Below are 15,854 nucleotides of genomic sequence, written 5' to 3'. Positions count from 1 at the left end.
GTAGGCCATGTAGAGCGGGGCGAAGATCATGGCGTCACCTCGCGGCGTGCCCACCAGCAGAGTGGGCCGTCGTCAGTGTCGTGCATGGCCAGGCAGAACCAGCCTTCGCCGTCGGGCTTTTCAGGCTCCCAGTAGCTGAAGTCCGGGTCGTCGGATTCGAAGTAGCGATCGGCAACCGCCTCGTCGGCGTATTCGAGACGGTCTTGCTTAACGGTCAGGCCCTGTTCCGCTACCCACGCCTTGCACTTTTCACCGTCGCCCTCATCGAAGTACGGAAGGTCAGGGTGCTGGAACGAACCCATTTCGTCGCGTACGACCGTGGCTGGTTGGATCAATTTGATTTTTTCAGACATGACTTCGTCCTTGTCGCTATGGCGACTATTCAGTAGGGGTGAGAGGAGTTACAGTTGGTAGACGCTAGTGTGCGGTAACTGCTTGCTTTTTATAGCGCTAGCTTTCAAATGAGTTGTGATAAAAATATATTCATTGTGAAGCAGGGTTATGGACTTGATGAAAAAAGGGATTGAAACGCGATTTGTGGCGTTTTTGGATATTTTAGGCTTTAAGGAACTGGTAAAGAAGATTGAGTCTGAAAGCGAAGATGGCCAAGATTATGAACGAGTGACTTGGGCTCTGGATTTTTTACATGCGGAATCGGAAGAGTCAAATGGTCATCATGATCTTAATGTTTATGAGTTGGGTTCTGACGGTATAGTAGAGAAGGAGCTAGGTGATCCAAGGCTGAACTATATTTCAGATTGCATCATTATATCAGCTGAAGGCAGCTTTAATGGCTTTAAAGCTATTTGTAATAAGATAACAAAGCTTTCCATTCAAGGCGCCTGCGCCGGTATTTATATGAGGGGGGCCATAACCTACGGAAAAATCTATCATCATGGCCCAATATTATTTGGAACCGCCTATCAAAAAGCATTGGATTTAGAGAAAGATGCCGATGTCCCTAGAATATTGGTTGATGATGTAATTTGCGAGGTCCTCTCTGACCATGTAGGTGTTTTTCCTCTCAATGGCCACGCAATTAGAGCAGATGATGACGGTAAGAAATATCTGCTTAATTACCCGTTAGGATATGAGTCTGGATTTGATTCAAGCTGGATTGATACATTGCTGAGAGTGAAAGTTTCGATATTATATTTCTTGAACAAGTTTGACGTTCGCGTGTGTGGGTTTTGCGAGGAGTTGCGGAGGCTTGATCAATTCTGCTGTTGGAAGGAAAGGTATTCAATGGTTTTGAATTTTGATGGTGGCGATGCGCATGTTTTCAAGAAGTATATTTGGTTGAAAAATGAATTCAATCGAACGCTTAGAAGATATTCAAGAGTTATTAATGCCCGTCATCAGATGCGTATTAGTCCTCATGGTGTGCAAAAAGGTCCAAGAATTGCACCCATCACTTGGAATGGGAGAATATGGGCTCCGGAAAAAGAACTTGGTCGTCACCGATAAGTTTTCTCTACTACGGCGGCTTGCATCGTTCTCGAGGATGAGTTGGGTTAGGATAGGTTAGGGCGCGCCATTTACATCTAGGTGCAGTCGTCGGGCATGATGTGCTGGTAAGGGGGGGCGCTGGGCGCGGGTGATCAGCCAGTCGGCGATGGCCTGGCGAGCCAGCAGTTTCGCTGTGAACCGCCAAAGCAGGTTTTTCATTTGATATCTCTGTGAAGAATGGGTTTGCTCGGGTTAGGTGTTCTATTTCTTACTGAGCTACGCTGTTTGTTTAATACTTTTCGTGGAAGACGTGCGTTGTTTAAATACTTCAGGTTTGATGAATGGTCCATCCGAAACTTGCGTGAGAACACTTTATATTTAAACCATCATTCTTTTTTCAATGACCCATTTGAGTGTCGTTGTGAGATTCGTACTGGCTTTCCTAAGCTGGGTGACGGTTCAAGTCGATTTGCGGATGTTCTTCGGGCGTGGGGTTTTGAAAAAGCGGATGATGAGGTGGCTTTAGAAAATTATGACGAATACATGACTAGCTTGGAGGGGGCTGAGCCCGATATTGAATATTACATTGATAGCGCTCGGATAACTTGCTTTAGCAGGAGGCCGGACAACCTCCTTATGTGGGCGCATTACGGTGATGGATTGCGAGGCTTTTGCATTGAATTTGACGAGGGGCGAATCCTTGATTCCCAAGAAAGCGCGAACCTATATGAGGTCCTATATGCTGAGACTCCTTCAGTAGTCGATGCTTCGGTAATGGCCGTCCTGCACGATCAATGGTACTACAATAACGATGCATTTTTTGAAACTGAAACTTTGTCTAAGTGTTCGGGGAGTGATAAGGGCTTTGAACTTTCTCTTTATGAATCCGGGATCAAGGATGCACATGATCAGATACAACAGCTCTATCAAAAGATGCTTGCGACCAAGCCCATAGCTTGGAGTTACGAGGAAGAACTGCGGCTGATTGATTGCTCGCAGCGAGAAGACTCACTAGGAATTACCCTTCCTTATCCGGTTTCTGCAATTAAGTCTGTTGTCTTTGGCGAAAAAATTTCCAGCGATCATGAGCAAGCGATCGTCGAAATTGTTTCTAAGATGTCTGCCTCTATTGAGTTAAAGAGAGCTGTTAGAGTCACGGGCAGCTTTGATATTCATATATCGGCTTTCTAATGAAAGTAGAAAGGTGTTGGTTACGAGGGAGACCTTGGCTCAGGAGAGAATGGTGAATGCTGTTGTTGCCACTCGCGGAACTTGTCCATTGCCAAGGGCTTTAATTCGGTCCACCCGATGGGCCACCCCATGAGCCACTCGACCCATTCCGGGTTCAGTTGGCCACCGTCGGAAGCCATCACCGCGTGATCCAGCCGGTCGTTCGATCTGTCGGCTCCGGACTTGCGTGTCAGCGCCGCCGGCGATGACCCCTTTGCCATGCTCGCCACCGGGGTAGGCCACTGCTTCACTGCGCTGCTTAATCCCCAGCCGGCGTTCTTGCTGCTGCCGGGGTGGTTGTGGTTGCCGTGTACCGTCGGCGTCGACCAAAGGTTCGCTGCTGTTACAAGGTTTGGCGACCGCCTCAATCGCTCGGATAGGCAATCCCCGCGCCTGCTGTCTCCCGCCCATGGCGTTGGCAACAAGCCATATCCGGTCCCGCTGATGGGGCGCTCCGCAGTCGGATGCTGAAACAATGCACCACTGCGCGTCATACCCCATTTCGGCAAGGTCACTGAGGACCAGTGCAAGTCCTCTTCCCACAAGCAGAGGTGAGTTTTCCAGGTAGACGAGCTTAGGTCGTACCTCGCCGATGATTCTCGCCATTTCACGCCAGAGCCCGGAGCGAGCTCCGTCGATGCCAGCGCCAGTCCCGGCAGCTGAAATGTCCTGACACGGGAATCCGCCAGAAACCAGGTCAACAAGGCCGCGCCATGGTCTACCGTCAAAACTGCACACGTCAGACCAAATCGGGAAAGTTGGGAGGGCTCGATCGTTTTGTCGTTGCGCCAGAACTTGTGCTGAGTAGGCATCACGCTCAACTGCGCAGACGGTGCGCCAGCCGAGGAGGTGGCCTCCGAGTATTCCGCCACCAGAGCCTGCGAAAAGAGCCAGCTCATTCATTGATCCTCCGTGCACCAGTAGGCCTCGCCGGCTGGCGTGATTCGTAGAAGTGGGGTATTTGTATTCGGCCCGGCATGGGCCGGAACATGGAGTGAGCGGATGAACGATTTAGATCTTCACCAGATGAGGCTGAAGGGGCTCGAAAAGGATGAGGCCGACTGCAATAGGCTCAATATCCTGCACCGCTTCATGCACATGTCGGCGCTTTCGCCTTCAACACGGACTTCGCATGCTCAACGCAGCGGTGAATTGTTCACTGCTGACGAGATAAGAGATTGGATGAGCCGCGACGATAACAGCATCGGCTGCAAGTGCTCGTTCACTCTGGTTTTGGTGGATGAGTTTGGTAATCCATGCTCATCTGGACTTGTGCAGAGGGTCGTGTCAACGAGGGAAGAGTTTCTAGCCCGCCGCAATCAATCTGCCTGACAGATTCAAAGATCAGGTCATGCTCGCCGGACTTTGAAATGCAGCATCGCCCTGATGCTGTGGCAGTAATCCTGAAGCCGCTCATAGGCCTTGTAGTTGGCCTGCCCTCGAGTAGCCGCCCAGACCCTGACCAAATCTTCGCGGGCCTCTCGACTCCAGCTTAGATCGTCCCAATCATGCTTGAACGGCAGGACCAGCCATTCTTTCAGAGGCAGCGTCTCGGCCATTTCGCCGTACTGCACTTCGTGGGTGGGGTGGTAGTTTCTGATCCGCTTCTTCGGGTCTTCGTCCAGCACCACGCCGATGTAATGGCCGCGATCGGCCAGGATGACGCCGGGCTTCCCGTAGGCGATGACGCGGCGGCCGATTTCGGCGGGCACCTGGTAGTGCTGCTGCACGTACTCGCAGTTGTGATCCATGGATTATCTCCAGTCAGGCGCCGCCCTCCTTGACCGGTGGTGGCAATTTGGTTTGGGTTGGGGTATTACGGGTAACTGGCATGGGGTCAGATGAAGTGGAGCCGGTAGTGAATAAGAAGTCGCGACTTGATTGTTATATAGGGCTAATAATCTTATTTATCATAGGGACATATATAGCTTATTGGATGTATCTTTATGCTGGATTAGATTCCGCGCCACTTGGTGTTCTGGATCGAACTCGTTCCGGGACATTCGGTGATGCATTTGGTGTAATAAACGCTCTTTTTTCCGCGCTGGCATGCAGCGGCGTTGTTGCCACTCTCCTGTACCAACGGCGAGATTTATCCGCTCAGAAAGAAAAAACGGATATGCAGCAATTTGAAACGCAGTTTTACAGTCGCCTAACATTGCAGCAAAATGTTGTCGATAGACTTGATCTGGTCGATAGAAAAACAAAAGCGGTAATAGCTACTGGCCGCGACTGTCTTAAAACTATTTTTCGTGAAATGAATAGGATTTACTCTACTGCTACTAAGACTCGCAAGCACGACGCCGCACTTACGAAATCTTACGCAGTCGTATGGGGGCATTTTCATAGTGACTTAGGTGTCTATATGAGGTCGCTTTACAGTGTTTTTAAATTCGTGTCGGAGAGTGAGTACCCCGATAAGAAAAAATTAGGCGTGGTTGTAAGGTCGCTGTTGTCGGATTTCGAATTGGCTCTCATTTTTTACAACTGCTTAAGCGAAAAAGGCGAGAACTTCAAAAAGTATGCTGAGGAGTTTCAGTTATTTGACAATCTGGATATAGATATTTTGATGTTGAAAGAAGATGTATGTCGAGTGCCAAAAGCAGCATGGGGCAACAATGCCGCTGCTTTAGCTGTTTTCAAGATGCATGAATCTTAGTGTTCTTTGATCTCTATATTGTATTTGGTGCGGCGTCCGTTGCTGTCGCTTTCTCGCGGTTCTTGCGGTGCCTGATCGCTTCCGCCGTAGGCTCCTGATCCTCGGCCAAGGCCTACCTCTTCAATTCCGCTGGCCGGCTCGTCACCAGGTGGTGTATCTATGACTCAACTCATACTGGCAGGAGGCCGACATGAGGTTGCAGAGCGATGTAGATGCGTTAGCGGCTATCGAAGAGGACGCTAAAGCGATGCTGAAACGGATAGGGCTGCCGGACGACGCGGTGAAGCTGGAGGTGGCCGTGTTTCTTCGGGAGGTGATCGACCTGGCCAGATACATGGAGTCGACGCATCGGCTTGTTGAGCCGCCGAGCTTTGTCTGAGCTGGCGTATTGCCTATCGTTGCGGTATTTGTGTTCGGCCCGGCATTGGGCCGGATCAAGGAGCGGTGTTGAATTTTTTAAAGCTGATACTCGCAACGTGTGTCGTTGCATCCAGTGCCCAGGCATTTGCTTACGGTGAAATGCAAAGTCTTCCCGGGTCGCAAATACTCGCCGCAGGCGATATTCAGCAGGTCACTTGTCCAATTGGCGGAAAATATGACTGCCTTTCGTGGCCTCATGACCTCTTTGAGCTGACCGGTGAAAATGTGTGCTTCACGACTAGCGCGTCATGCGGATACAGCTGTGAGGGTTTTATCGCTCAGAAAAACAATGTGCAGACTCTGTATGTGTTGGGCGGCTATCCAAAGTTGAGTAGCGCGAGCATTCAGCTCTTCAAGTGCCCGAGCAGGTTCTAAACCCCTGCTGGGCCAGCTGATATTTAGTGACATAGCCGAGCGGTTGGTCAGGCGCGCCGGACTTTGAAGTGCAACATCGCCTTGATGCTGTGGCAATAATCCTGAAGCCGCTCGTAGGCCTTGTATTTGGCTTGGCCTCGAGTAGCAGCCCATACCCTGACCAAGTCTTCGCGGGCTTCCCGGTTCCAGTCGAGGTCATCCCAGTCATGTTTGAACGGTAAGACCAGCCACTCCTTGAGCGGCAGCGTCTGGGCCATTTCGCCGTATTGCATTTCATGGGTTGGATGATAGTTGCGGATACGCTTCTTCAGGTCTTCGTACAGCACCACACCGATGTAGTGGCCGCGGTCAGCTAAGATGACGCCGGGCTTCCCGTAGGCGATGACGCGGCGGCCGATTTCGGCGGGCACCTGATAGTGCTGCCGGACGTATGCGCAGTTGTGGCTCATGGATGATCTCCAGTCAGGCGCCGGCCTCCGTGATCGGTGGTGACATGGTGGCAATTTGGTTTTTTTTTGTGTTTAATCGCGCTCTTACGAGCCGCACAGGATGTGCTCGGTAAGGGAGAGGTGTCGTGGATAAAATATTATTAACTGCTTTTCTGACAGCTTTGGCTGGTTTCATTACAGCAGCTCTAAGCATCGTGAAACTTGTGAATGAAAAGGAAAGTAAAACTTCGGAGTATCGGCAGTCTTGGACAGACTCTGTGCGAAGCGCTTTTTCCCAGCTTATTGGAAACATCAATGCTCAAGCAACGCTTAGCGTGATGAATTCGGCGATGTTTGATCATTTTGTTCAGTGGAAAAAGGAGAAGCCTGAGAAGGAGGAAAGTCAGCTGGTGACCGATACCAGAAAAGAAACGATAAGAATTTCGCAGGACAAGTGGAGTGAGGGAATCGCGGCTTACCGTGAGCTCAATCAGCAAATTTATCAGGGATATGCGCACGTGCGGCTGCACTTCAAGCCTGATGAACCCACGTTTGCACGGTTTGAAAATAAATTTGATACATGTATGACGTTGTTGGGCGAACTAAACAGCGCTGATGAAAAATCCAAACAGCTGCAGTTGAAAGAAAAGATACACTCCGCTGCTAATGAAATGACGGCGATATCGAGGGGGATATTGAAGATAGAGTGGGAGACTGTAAAACTTGGTGAACCAGCATATAAAAGTACCAAAAAATGGTCGGTTTGGTTCTGCGTAGGAATGTTCGTTGTGTTAGTAACGATTGGCTCTCATGCGATAATTTCTTACGTTAAGACTCCTGCATCTCATGAAGTGGCAAGTCAAGCTGAAACTAAGTAAAAAATACTGTCAAGTTCAGCTAAATACCTTCAGCGACAGGCTGCGCGATCTCATCGCCCGGATTTTTACGAATTTCAATTAAGCTTTGTCTGTAAAATTCCAGCGCCACGTTTTCGCTAATCACGATTTCGTGGCGCGCTTCCAACGCTTCCCGCGCACCTTCACGACCGAGCGAATGAACGTAGCGCAGAGCGCCGGCCATTACGGACGCCTGCTGGGTGTCTTCAGTCCACGCCATGAGGTCGGCGAGCATCTGCCTCTCTCCAGCCCGCACCCGATGCCGAAGCTCTTCCTCGCCAAGCTCCTTGCGTTTCGCCGCGCTCTTTGCAGATCGCTGCTGTTGAGTTGCAGCCATGGCCTACCTCTTCAATTCCGCTGGCCGGTAAGTCCAGCCAGGTCTGTCGGCGGCGTGTCGTCGCCTGGTTACTGATGCGTTTCATGAGTTGAACTTGAATCCGTTCTCGCTGGCGATCAGCGCAACCCGCTTGACGTGCATGTGCAGTGTCTTGGCCGTCTCGCTGATGGTCTTGCCGGCTTCGGCCAGTTCGCGCACCTTCGGGGCAATCTTGTTGCGCTCGACGCGCAGGCGGTCGTCGTGCGGTGTGGATGCCAGCTTTGGATCGCCAGTGACGCCACTGGGGATTTGCTGAGCTTTACCGCCGGAACGGAAGAAATGATCAAGTTGCTGGTTCAGGTTGTCGAGCAACTGGTCTCGTGGGTTTGGCATTGGTGCACCGATCAATGCACACCTTCCGCCACGCGATTCGCCTGCTTTTCGAATGCGATCGCCATGTTCACAGCTACCTGGTAATTGAAGCGGAAGGCCTTGGTCTTTCCGGTGACCAGATCAACGATGTGATAGGCATTGCCGACCGTCTTCACCTGAAAGCGAACTTTCTTATCTGGCGCCGCCAGACCTGCAAGTCGGGCGAACTCTCCACGGGCTGCGTGGGAGCGAACAAACAAGGCGTTGAGAACTTCCCGGCGCTGTTGCATCAGTGGGTGCATTTCGACTTGAGCAATTTGTGTTGCGTGCTTCATGTTGATTACCTGTCGGTTGTCATCCCAAGCAGCCCTCGCGAGAAGGCTGCTCAGTGATGCTTTCCGTTTCTCGCTGCACTTCTACGCCGGAGTCCTCTCTCTGCCCGCTGCCGCAACTGGCGTCACATCGGGTGGCTGTGCAACTTTGCGTGCTCTCATGAGGGAGCCCGGCCAGTTCCAGAGCTGGCATGGGGATCGACGTTTGTGTTTCGCGCTGTGCCCGTTGCCGGGGATCGATCCGCGAAGATTTCTGACTGTTAAAGAGCGATAGAGCATTCCGGCTCCGGCCGCCTGTACTCATTCGGAAGCACAAGCTTGCTTGCACTCATAAAAGCATGCTTGCCTTTAGATTGCAAGCACGCTTGTGCTTATTTTTATTACTGTATGGATATACAGCATTTGAGCGAGGTAGATATGGATGAGCAGAAAGGATGCCGGGCGCAGTCGCCCCGGGCAGAAATAACGAGCATGGAACGTCTAAGTCTTCGGGTGTCGTCAATGATCAATCACCCTGTGGCCCAAACGCAGCGCTGGGTGACGATTCATCGCTTGGAAACGGACGGGGATCGTGAGTGGGAAGAGGTGCTGGGCGTGATCGCTGATACGGACGAGCTTGAGTTGACGCTCAATGACGACGACAGCGTGACGGTGAGGTGGGAGCAGCAGGAAATCGAGATGGCGGGGAAGGGAAAGGTCGCGTTTGAGCCGGAAGAACAGCCTGCGCCTTTCTAACAAGCAATAAAAAGCCCGACTCTCGGCCGGGCTATGCAAATCGCTAGCTTTTACTTATAGACATGATCACTCGGTAGAATCCAAGTCCGGTTGTCGCCAGATTTACTGCGCACAGGCTACCGACAAAAACGACCGCCAGGATTATTGTCACTTTATCGCCAGACCAAGGAAGTAATAAACTCAGAGCGATGGAAAGCAGCAGTAGATGCAGGCCCGCGCAAACGAAGCTGCCACTAATAAGTTTTTTATATCCGCCTGTAGCTCGAAGGTTTCTTAATAGGTCGCGATCCATAACGGATGCCATAAGAGCTATAGCGGTTATCACAAACCCGAGAATTGTCCCGGCACTACCTGCAACAGCGGTGGCAAATGTTGTGAGGTCACCCGGCGTGAATGTAAAGTTGTAACGATTGAATAGCAATGTAATAGCTAGTGCGATCGCTATTTTAAACGATTCTTGCAGTTTTGCCGAAATAGTCATCAAGTGGCTCTCTCTGCTCGTTTTTGGCTTTGTCTGCAAGCTTATACATACTTTCGCTAGGCGGGAAGTATGAGTTGGTATTTGTATGTTGAATTGAGTATATTCTATTGGCGATTAAATCGATAGGGAGAATCTTACCATTCTCGTCAGTATCCAACTTGGCCTTAGTGGCACCCATTGATAGCAACTGACCAATAGCGCTCTGCAGCGAGCTTGAAAGCTTTCCGGCACTGGTTTCGATCTTCTGGTCGATTGTGAAAGTTATATCAAGGCTGTCGGCGCCGGACTGATTCAGGAGTTCGATTGTTTTGGCGCTGATGCTGTCTTGAGGGTATAAACTTGGATTGGTAGGTCGGGGTATTTTTACCGAGAACTTTTTTATAGTTAATTTGTTGTTGAGAAGCCTTTCCACTTGGTCGGCCTGAATTATTGGAGAAGAAAAAAACAATACTCCGGCTGATGACGATAGTAATTGTGCCAAGTGGGCTCCGGTGTTCCCGTCATCGTTCCTGTGGAGGATGAGAAGTGAATTTTTACGGTAATACACAAAAAAATTCTTTTCTATCACACCCTCATCAAGCTCGAGCTCAAGTTTCTTGCTGTCTCGCCCAGGAACGCCGACCTCGGGTAAATCTGCTTTTCGTATTTTTCTGATCTGACCAACAAATGAGTCAGTTTCAGGCCTATGCTTTAGGCCGAAAACTTCCCTTGTGCAACCGTAGCTAGAGTAACTTGGTAGAAACTCTCCACTGGCTATTCTTTCAAAGGCCTCACCGGCAGTCATGGTAAAGAGATCATTTTGCTCGCATCTTAGTGAGTAAAAATCAAAACAGTAGTTCCGTCTCTTTTCCGGCTTCACTGCAAATTCCTTATAAGCACAGAGGGTTGATATCGACTAATTCGGGTAAGCGCAGGGGGGGCAGATCATGTACTACACCGGCTGTCCATTCCACACGTAAAGCACACGAGCCAAGATGTGTGTGTCGTCCACTCGGATGTCCTCGGGGTCGTGGTGCTTGTTGTCCGAGATCATTTTGAAACGATCCTTTCCTTTCTTTTGTAGGCGCTTTACGTAAAGCATGTCGTCGTGGGAGAAGAGGTAGATGCCGTCGCCTGTGAACTCCCGGATGGTGATGTCCACGAGCAACGGGTCGCGGTCTTTGATCGTCGGCGCCATCGACTGACCCCACCCGGTAATCATCTTCAGATGAAAGTGCTCTTTGAACGTGAGGCCGAGATCGCGAAGATGCTTGGGGCTGACTCTGATGTCCTGGAGCATTTCCGGGTATTCATGTGGAATCTGCCCGCCGCCCATCGCAGCGCGAACGTCGTAGTGTGCTATCCACACTTCATCACCGACCTGGCCAGCGCGAGTGAAATCTACTTTCACAACATTTGTAGAATTCGACTCTAGGGCCGTTTCTTCCACCGCCTCAGCGATTCGTGCTCGCGCCTCGTCCGACAATCCCCTACCGTGCTTTGCGAGCATCTGTTTGACCAAATCTGCAGACGACGGATTGCCGGATTTTGGAGTATTCCCAGACTTTCGGCTTGGCGGCTCACCCTTCCCAGCAAGTAACCAGTCGACCGTCGTGTCGTAGCCTTCAGCGATCGCAATCAGGTTTTCGTTCTTTATGTTGCCAGTGTCGCCGGCAAACCACTGACGAACAGCTTCGTAGCTGACCCCGCAAGTGGTCGCTATATCCCTTTTGAATCCTCGCGGCCCGATCTCAGGCTTTCGCGCAAGGACGAGCTTAGTAATCCGATCAGTAATTTTCATGCAAGCAATCTACAAGTTAGCTTGGCAAGCATGCTTGCTTAGTAAACACAAGCATGCTTGAATTGGCGTGTACCCAAAGGAGTCAGCCATGAACCGTGCCGACGCAATTAAACATTTCAAAGGGATCACACCCCTCGCTAAAGCGCTCGGCATTACATACGAGGCTGTCCGGCAGTGGGGTGAGGAGATTCCTGAACTACGTCAATACCAGCTTGAACTTGTAACCGACGGCCAGTTGAAGGCTGACAAAAAGAAAACTGCTGCATGAGACGTCCTTGCCCAGGATCTGTTGAACGAATGATCGCCGCGCCTGGCAAGGGGTGCTACGGAAACAAATTTGAGGTTTTACGAATGGAAGATTTTTTGAGGGCCTGCCACTCCACCGTAAAGGAAAGCGGGGCAGAGGAGTTGGCGGGAAAAATGTGCATGGCGCACGTGAGTTTGCTGCAGCGCTCAAATCCGGACAACGCCGCGCATCACCTGACCATTGAACATCTTTTTGGGATTTTGCTGCATACCGAAGACATGCGCCCGTTGAAAGCGTTGGCAGATCAGTTCGGTTTCGAGCTCGTTCCGAAGGTTGCGCCGGCACCCAAAGAGCTGACTGCCTCGCTGGTACATGTCGGCAAGGAAGTAGCTGATCTGACCATCGCTGTGCACGAGGCTTTAGATGACCAGCACGTTTCAGCCGGCGAGAAGACCGACATTCTCACTGAGATCGGACATGTACGCGAAAGCCTTCATTTGCTCGAAAGCTCGGTGAAGGCAGCTTGAGTTTCAGGCACAAAAAAGCCGGGCTGCAACCCGGTTTCTTCAAAACGCAAAACACTGAGGGGCCATTATGAATACGAACGTCACCCCCGGTAATCCCTCCATTCCTGCGACACGTTTTGGTCAATCGCAAAAAGTGTCGCGACACACGTCATCTCGGTTTGCCGAATTGAATATCGGAGCCTCGCTGTGAGCGTTCAAGCAATGTCATGGGCGCTGTCTTTGCCCACGCAAGTTCTCAAGGATGCCAGCGCACGGCACGTTCTGCTGTGCCTGGCCAACTATGCCGGATCGAACGGCACTGGCGCGTTTCCGTCAGCTTCCACCCTGGCTCAAGACACCGGTCTATCCGAGCGCACCGTGCGTTACAAGTTAGATGACCTTGAGACGTCGGGACTGATCAAGCAGGGCAATCAGGCGATTGCTGCTGTTCACATTGATCGTCATGACCGACGCCCAGTCGTTTACGACCTCCAATTATTGCGGGGTGCAAATGCTGCACCCCGTTCCGAGCGGGGTGCAAATGACGGCACGGGGTGCAACCCACAACAAAACGGGGTGCAAGCTAAGACAGAACGGGGTGCAGCGGCTGCACCCAATCCGTCACTTAACCATCAATTAACCGAAGAGCAGCAACAGCGCGAGATTGATGCCGCGATCGCCGAGCAGAACAACGCCGCAATCGAGCCGCAGGATAATCACCAGCGCTTCTCCATGTTCGCGACTTGGTTGCCGAACGAGAAAGCGTTGTCGGATCAGATCGCCATCGCGGGGCTTCCGGCCGACTGCGTCCCTGAAGAAGCGGTTCGCAAGTTCAAGGGCTTCCACTGCGCCAAGCCAAACACTCTCGATTCCGGCTCCGGCTGGTGCTACCGCCTGGTCCAGTGGGTGAAGCGTGAGCGAGTGCAGGCAGCAGGTCGTGGTCAAGAGCCTGATTTCAACGACACCAGTTGGGGTGATGACCTGGGAGGTCTGTGATGAAGTCTGTTTCGAGTGTGCTGCAAATGTTACCCAATGAGGCGTCGGCTGAGGTCGCGCCAGTGAAGGCGGATGCGGGTACCGTCCAGGTCATCAACGCACTGTTCCGCGAGCTGATGGCAATCTTCCCGGCGTGGAAGCAGGCTTGGCCTGATCAAGAGGCCGTCAACGCCGCGAAAGCCACCTGGACCAAGGCGTTCATGGCCGAGAAAATCACGAAGGTCGAGCAGATTCGCTTCGGCATCGAGCAGTGCCGGAAGCTTGGCTCTGACTTCGTGCCGAGCGTAGGCAAGTTCATAAACCTGTGCCAGCCCACGCCTGAAATGCTTGGGCTGCCACCGCTCGAAACGGCGTTTCGCGAAGCGAGCCGCAATGTCCATCCGTCGATGGCCGGCCAAGCGAACTGGTCACATGATGCGATTTGGCACACGGCCAAGGAGTCGGGTTTCGAGAGTCTGAACCGCCTCGAAACCTCGCTGGCGCGCAAGCTGTTCGAGCGCAACTACGTGATCACCGTGCGCCGTTTGATCGATGGGTTGCCGCTCCAAAAGATGCCGCTGGCATTGCCCGCCCGAGTTGACGGCCGCCGTACACCTGAGATCGGAAACAGAGCGCTCTCCGAGCTGCGCGCCATGAGATCGGGGGCTGCCCGTCATGCCTGACCGCCGCCTGGCTGTTCCTGAAATCGATACCTATCGCTTCGCAGTGTTCTGCTGCTCGTTCAAGGTCGATCTGAGTTCGCCGCCTGATCACGCGCTGGCGCTGTTTGCCGACGAGGCCATGGCCAAGCGTTATGGCTCGTGGATGTGGCCTGGGACCTACGAAGTCGTCGACGTAGTGACGGGGAAGCCTGCATGCGAGTGAGCTCGAGGAAGCTTCGCGCCTCGGCAAATGGCCAAGAGTGCACCGTCTGGATTCCAAGCATCTGCAATCACAATCCAGAAACCACCGTCCTCGCGCATCTGCCTTGCGGGCAGAAGGGTATGGGCATGAAAGGTTTTGACACCGTGGCGGTGTACGCGTGCAACGCTTGCCACGACGTGATCGACGGCCGCGCCGCCGGCGAGATCGACTGGCAAGACGTGCCGCGCGCCATCGCCGAAACCCACGAAGCCCTGATCAGGGCTGGAATTCTCACCGTTAAGGGGGCCGCATGAGTACCGCCGCGGTGAAGATCACCGAAGCTGAGATCAAGCGCCAAGTGGCCGGCACCGTACAGGACGTACGCGACATTGAGAATAAGGGCCTGTACCTGCGCTTCAACAAGGCTCGAACCGGTGGCTCGTGGTACCTGGTGTTGAAGGGCAAGTGGAATCCCATCGGGACGTTCCCCGAGCTGACTCACAAACAGGTTGTAGCGGCGCTGCCTTCGCTTCGGCTGCGTCTGGTCGCCGGGGAGGGCGCGAGCCTGTCGAAGTGGAACGCTGTTGGCGAACTGCTGGACTGGTTCGCTGATCGCATGTCGCGCGATCGCAATCTGTCGACCAAACGTAAAAACACCGGCGCCTCGATCATCAAGTGCCACCTGAAACCGCGCCTCGGCGAGCTGCCCCTGATCGGCATCGACAAGGCCGCTCTCGACACCCTGCTGATGTGGCCGCTGCAGGAGACGGTTTCCATCGACTACGTGCGTTCCGCGTTTCAGCTGTTGGCCTTGTCATTCCGGCAAGCGGCCAAGCTGGGGATGATCACGTCCAACCCGATGGCAGCGATCCGGTTCAACGACTTCTCTAAGGCAAAAGTCGGCATCAAGCCGTCCCGTCTGCGCGGCGTTCAGTTGGAAGGCCTGCTCGGGCAACTGGCCGAAGTCATGAGCACCGCGCCGCTGGATTCGATGCTCGCACTGATGATGCTCTGCCATGGCACGCGGATCGGTGAAACCCGGATGGCGCGCTGGTCTCACATTAGCTTAGCTGAACGCGAATGGTTCATCCCGGCCGAGAACACGAAAACCAGCGTCGAGCATCACCTGCCCCTGACCGAGCAGGTTTGCACGCTACTGACCCGGTACCGAGAAAGTCAGTACGCCCGAGGCTATGACGGCCAATGCATGTTCCCTGCGCGCAATGGCAAGGCGCTGGGCGAGGCACAAGGCTGCGCCGTGTTCCGTCGGTTGGGAAAGGGCGAGTGGACCAGTCACGACTTGCGCAAGGTGGCGCGCACGGGCTGGGCAGATCTCGGCATCGACCACCTCATTGGCGAGCTTCTAATCAACCATGCAATGGGGCACAACGTGAAGGTTTACATCCAGTCGGACGTAATGAGCCGCAAGCGGGATGCCCTTGAACAGTGGCACGCACATCTAGATCAGAAAGGCTTTGCAGCGATTCATGGATTGACCGACTTTAGATTTGAAGATTCTGGTAATTCGCTGCAAGCCACAGACCATAAGGCCTGCAAGGCCATTGAAGAAACAACCATAGGCGAGGTTTAAAAATGGGAAAACCACTGGCTGCTCCAGCCTTCGGCGGTGATATCGACCTTGTCTGCTTTCGCAATGATGTCGCCATGCACGCCCTGAACTCCATGGTGATCGCAGGTGGCTGGGGATATACCGACGGTGAGGGCAAGCGTCATAACTACCAGTCCATGGCCGATTACTCCGATGCGGCATACCGGTCTGCGGATGAGA

General features: G+C 52.7%; 25 protein-coding genes. 14 read left to right on the top strand and 11 right to left on the bottom strand.

Annotated elements, in window-relative coordinates; genetic code table 11:
• Positions 1 to 26: 26 nt before the first annotated feature.
• Complete coding sequence (locus ACM6JQ_RS18130) at positions 27 to 353, bottom strand: hypothetical protein (RefSeq protein WP_414894411.1); 327 nt, start codon at positions 351 to 353, stop codon at positions 27 to 29.
• 148 nt (positions 354 to 501) lie between these two features.
• Between ACM6JQ_RS18130 and ACM6JQ_RS18125 the strand changes: the two genes are divergently transcribed.
• Both ACM6JQ_RS18125 and ACM6JQ_RS18120 read left to right on the top strand, forming a co-directional pair.
• On the top strand, positions 502 to 1,467 hold the full coding sequence (locus tag ACM6JQ_RS18125; protein ID WP_414894410.1) for a hypothetical protein: 966 nt from the start codon (positions 502 to 504) through the stop codon (positions 1,465 to 1,467).
• A 297-nt stretch (positions 1,468 to 1,764) separates the two neighbouring features.
• Entirely contained in the window at positions 1,765 to 2,640 is an 876-nt protein-coding gene (locus ACM6JQ_RS18120; protein WP_414894409.1) for a DUF2971 domain-containing protein, read from the top strand.
• 39 nt (positions 2,641 to 2,679) lie between these two features.
• Here the strand turns inward: ACM6JQ_RS18120 and ACM6JQ_RS18115 are convergent, their stop codons facing one another.
• Positions 2,680 to 3,582, bottom strand: coding sequence for a DNA cytosine methyltransferase (locus tag ACM6JQ_RS18115; RefSeq protein ID WP_414894408.1), 903 nt, complete (start codon positions 3,580 to 3,582; stop codon positions 2,680 to 2,682).
• Positions 3,583 to 3,681: 99 nt separating this feature from the next.
• Between ACM6JQ_RS18115 and ACM6JQ_RS18110 the strand changes: the two genes are divergently transcribed.
• Positions 3,682 to 4,011 (top strand): hypothetical protein, encoded by a 330-nt coding sequence (locus tag ACM6JQ_RS18110; protein ID WP_414894407.1) that lies wholly within the window; start codon positions 3,682 to 3,684, stop codon positions 4,009 to 4,011.
• Positions 4,012 to 4,028: 17 nt separating this feature from the next.
• Here the strand turns inward: ACM6JQ_RS18110 and ACM6JQ_RS18105 are convergent, their stop codons facing one another.
• A complete protein-coding gene (locus tag ACM6JQ_RS18105) occupies positions 4,029 to 4,430 on the bottom strand; it encodes a hypothetical protein (RefSeq protein WP_414894406.1) in 402 nt (133 codons plus the stop codon).
• Between the two features lie 107 nt (positions 4,431 to 4,537).
• Here ACM6JQ_RS18105 and ACM6JQ_RS18100 point away from each other — a divergent pair, with 107 nt between their 5' ends.
• Positions 4,538 to 5,338 (top strand): putative phage abortive infection protein, encoded by an 801-nt coding sequence (locus tag ACM6JQ_RS18100; protein ID WP_414894405.1) that lies wholly within the window; start codon positions 4,538 to 4,540, stop codon positions 5,336 to 5,338.
• 190 nt (positions 5,339 to 5,528) lie between these two features.
• A complete protein-coding gene (locus ACM6JQ_RS18095; protein WP_414894403.1) occupies positions 5,529 to 5,717 on the top strand; it encodes a hypothetical protein in 189 nt (62 codons plus the stop codon).
• Positions 5,718 to 6,180: 463 nt separating this feature from the next.
• On the opposite strand, the gene ACM6JQ_RS18090 is transcribed toward ACM6JQ_RS18095, so the two are convergent.
• Positions 6,181 to 6,582, bottom strand: a complete 402-nt coding sequence (locus ACM6JQ_RS18090) for a hypothetical protein (RefSeq protein ID WP_414894402.1) — start codon at positions 6,580 to 6,582, stop codon at positions 6,181 to 6,183.
• A 125-nt stretch (positions 6,583 to 6,707) separates the two neighbouring features.
• On the opposite strand from ACM6JQ_RS18090, the gene ACM6JQ_RS18085 reads away from it, so the two are divergent.
• The gene (locus ACM6JQ_RS18085; RefSeq protein WP_414894401.1) at positions 6,708 to 7,439 is read left to right on the top strand and encodes a hypothetical protein; all 732 of its coding nucleotides are present in this window, start codon (positions 6,708 to 6,710) and stop codon (positions 7,437 to 7,439) included.
• A 19-nt stretch (positions 7,440 to 7,458) separates the two neighbouring features.
• Here the strand turns inward: ACM6JQ_RS18085 and ACM6JQ_RS18080 are convergent, their stop codons facing one another.
• The 3 genes from ACM6JQ_RS18080 to ACM6JQ_RS18070 form a co-directional block, all read right to left on the bottom strand.
• Positions 7,459 to 7,794, bottom strand: coding sequence for a hypothetical protein (locus ACM6JQ_RS18080; RefSeq protein ID WP_414894400.1), 336 nt, complete (start codon positions 7,792 to 7,794; stop codon positions 7,459 to 7,461).
• Positions 7,795 to 7,875: 81 nt separating this feature from the next.
• Positions 7,876 to 8,166, bottom strand: coding sequence for a hypothetical protein (locus tag ACM6JQ_RS18075; protein WP_414894399.1), 291 nt, complete (start codon positions 8,164 to 8,166; stop codon positions 7,876 to 7,878).
• An 11-nt stretch (positions 8,167 to 8,177) separates the two neighbouring features.
• A complete protein-coding gene (locus ACM6JQ_RS18070) occupies positions 8,178 to 8,480 on the bottom strand; it encodes a hypothetical protein (protein ID WP_414894398.1) in 303 nt (100 codons plus the stop codon).
• 414 nt (positions 8,481 to 8,894) lie between these two features.
• On the opposite strand from ACM6JQ_RS18070, the gene ACM6JQ_RS18065 reads away from it, so the two are divergent.
• Positions 8,895 to 9,212, top strand: a complete 318-nt coding sequence (locus ACM6JQ_RS18065) for a DUF1654 domain-containing protein (RefSeq protein ID WP_414894397.1) — start codon at positions 8,895 to 8,897, stop codon at positions 9,210 to 9,212.
• 43 nt (positions 9,213 to 9,255) lie between these two features.
• On the opposite strand, the gene ACM6JQ_RS18060 is transcribed toward ACM6JQ_RS18065, so the two are convergent.
• The 3 genes from ACM6JQ_RS18060 to ACM6JQ_RS18050 all read right to left on the bottom strand — a co-directional run bounded on the left by ACM6JQ_RS18060 (position 9,256) and on the right by ACM6JQ_RS18050 (position 11,473).
• Positions 9,256 to 9,693 carry a hypothetical protein gene (locus ACM6JQ_RS18060; RefSeq protein ID WP_414894396.1) on the bottom strand — a complete coding sequence of 146 codons (438 nt, stop codon included), beginning with the start codon at positions 9,691 to 9,693 and terminating at the stop codon, positions 9,256 to 9,258.
• On the bottom strand, positions 9,659 to 10,477 hold the full coding sequence (locus tag ACM6JQ_RS18055) for a DUF6731 family protein (protein WP_414894394.1): 819 nt from the start codon (positions 10,475 to 10,477) through the stop codon (positions 9,659 to 9,661). Before ACM6JQ_RS18055 ends, ACM6JQ_RS18060 begins: the two co-directional genes overlap by 35 nt.
• 147 nt (positions 10,478 to 10,624) lie before the next feature.
• The gene (locus ACM6JQ_RS18050) at positions 10,625 to 11,473 is read right to left on the bottom strand and encodes an XRE family transcriptional regulator (RefSeq protein ID WP_414894393.1); all 849 of its coding nucleotides are present in this window, start codon (positions 11,471 to 11,473) and stop codon (positions 10,625 to 10,627) included.
• Positions 11,474 to 11,561: 88 nt separating this feature from the next.
• On the opposite strand from ACM6JQ_RS18050, the gene ACM6JQ_RS18045 reads away from it, so the two are divergent.
• The 7 genes from ACM6JQ_RS18045 (at position 11,562) to ACM6JQ_RS18015 (ending at position 15,656) form a co-directional block, all read left to right on the top strand.
• Positions 11,562 to 11,741, top strand: coding sequence for a Cro/CI family transcriptional regulator (locus ACM6JQ_RS18045; protein ID WP_414894392.1), 180 nt, complete (start codon positions 11,562 to 11,564; stop codon positions 11,739 to 11,741).
• A gap of 83 nt (positions 11,742 to 11,824) precedes the next feature.
• On the top strand, positions 11,825 to 12,247 hold the full coding sequence (locus ACM6JQ_RS18040; protein ID WP_414894456.1) for a phage regulatory CII family protein: 423 nt from the start codon (positions 11,825 to 11,827) through the stop codon (positions 12,245 to 12,247).
• 186 nt (positions 12,248 to 12,433) lie between these two features.
• Positions 12,434 to 13,222 carry a helix-turn-helix domain-containing protein gene (locus tag ACM6JQ_RS18035; RefSeq protein WP_414894391.1) on the top strand — a complete coding sequence of 263 codons (789 nt, stop codon included), beginning with the start codon at positions 12,434 to 12,436 and terminating at the stop codon, positions 13,220 to 13,222.
• Positions 13,222 to 13,884: a replication protein P gene (locus tag ACM6JQ_RS18030; RefSeq protein WP_414894390.1), complete on the top strand. Its 663-nt coding sequence runs from the start codon at positions 13,222 to 13,224 to the stop codon at positions 13,882 to 13,884. The genes ACM6JQ_RS18035 and ACM6JQ_RS18030 overlap by 1 nt, the downstream gene beginning before the upstream one ends.
• Positions 13,877 to 14,086, top strand: coding sequence for a hypothetical protein (locus ACM6JQ_RS18025; RefSeq protein WP_041481054.1), 210 nt, complete (start codon positions 13,877 to 13,879; stop codon positions 14,084 to 14,086). The genes ACM6JQ_RS18030 and ACM6JQ_RS18025 overlap by 8 nt, the downstream gene beginning before the upstream one ends.
• A complete protein-coding gene (locus tag ACM6JQ_RS18020) occupies positions 14,077 to 14,379 on the top strand; it encodes a nuclease domain-containing protein (protein ID WP_414894389.1) in 303 nt (100 codons plus the stop codon). Before ACM6JQ_RS18025 ends, ACM6JQ_RS18020 begins: the two co-directional genes overlap by 10 nt.
• Positions 14,376 to 15,656: a tyrosine-type recombinase/integrase gene (locus ACM6JQ_RS18015; protein ID WP_414894388.1), complete on the top strand. Its 1,281-nt coding sequence runs from the start codon at positions 14,376 to 14,378 to the stop codon at positions 15,654 to 15,656. Before ACM6JQ_RS18020 ends, ACM6JQ_RS18015 begins: the two co-directional genes overlap by 4 nt.
• Here the strand turns inward: ACM6JQ_RS18015 and ACM6JQ_RS18010 are convergent.
• On the bottom strand, positions 15,653 to 15,799 hold the full coding sequence (locus ACM6JQ_RS18010) for a hypothetical protein (RefSeq protein ID WP_414894386.1): 147 nt from the start codon (positions 15,797 to 15,799) through the stop codon (positions 15,653 to 15,655). The genes ACM6JQ_RS18015 and ACM6JQ_RS18010 overlap by 4 nt on opposite strands.
• Between the last annotated feature and the right edge of the window lie 55 nt (positions 15,800 to 15,854).

It is taken from the genome of Pseudomonas sp. IT-232MI5 (assembly GCF_949767845.1).
Taxonomy (GTDB): domain Bacteria; phylum Pseudomonadota; class Gammaproteobacteria; order Pseudomonadales; family Pseudomonadaceae; genus Aquipseudomonas.
This window is presented reverse-complemented; position numbering and strand designations above follow the sequence as displayed.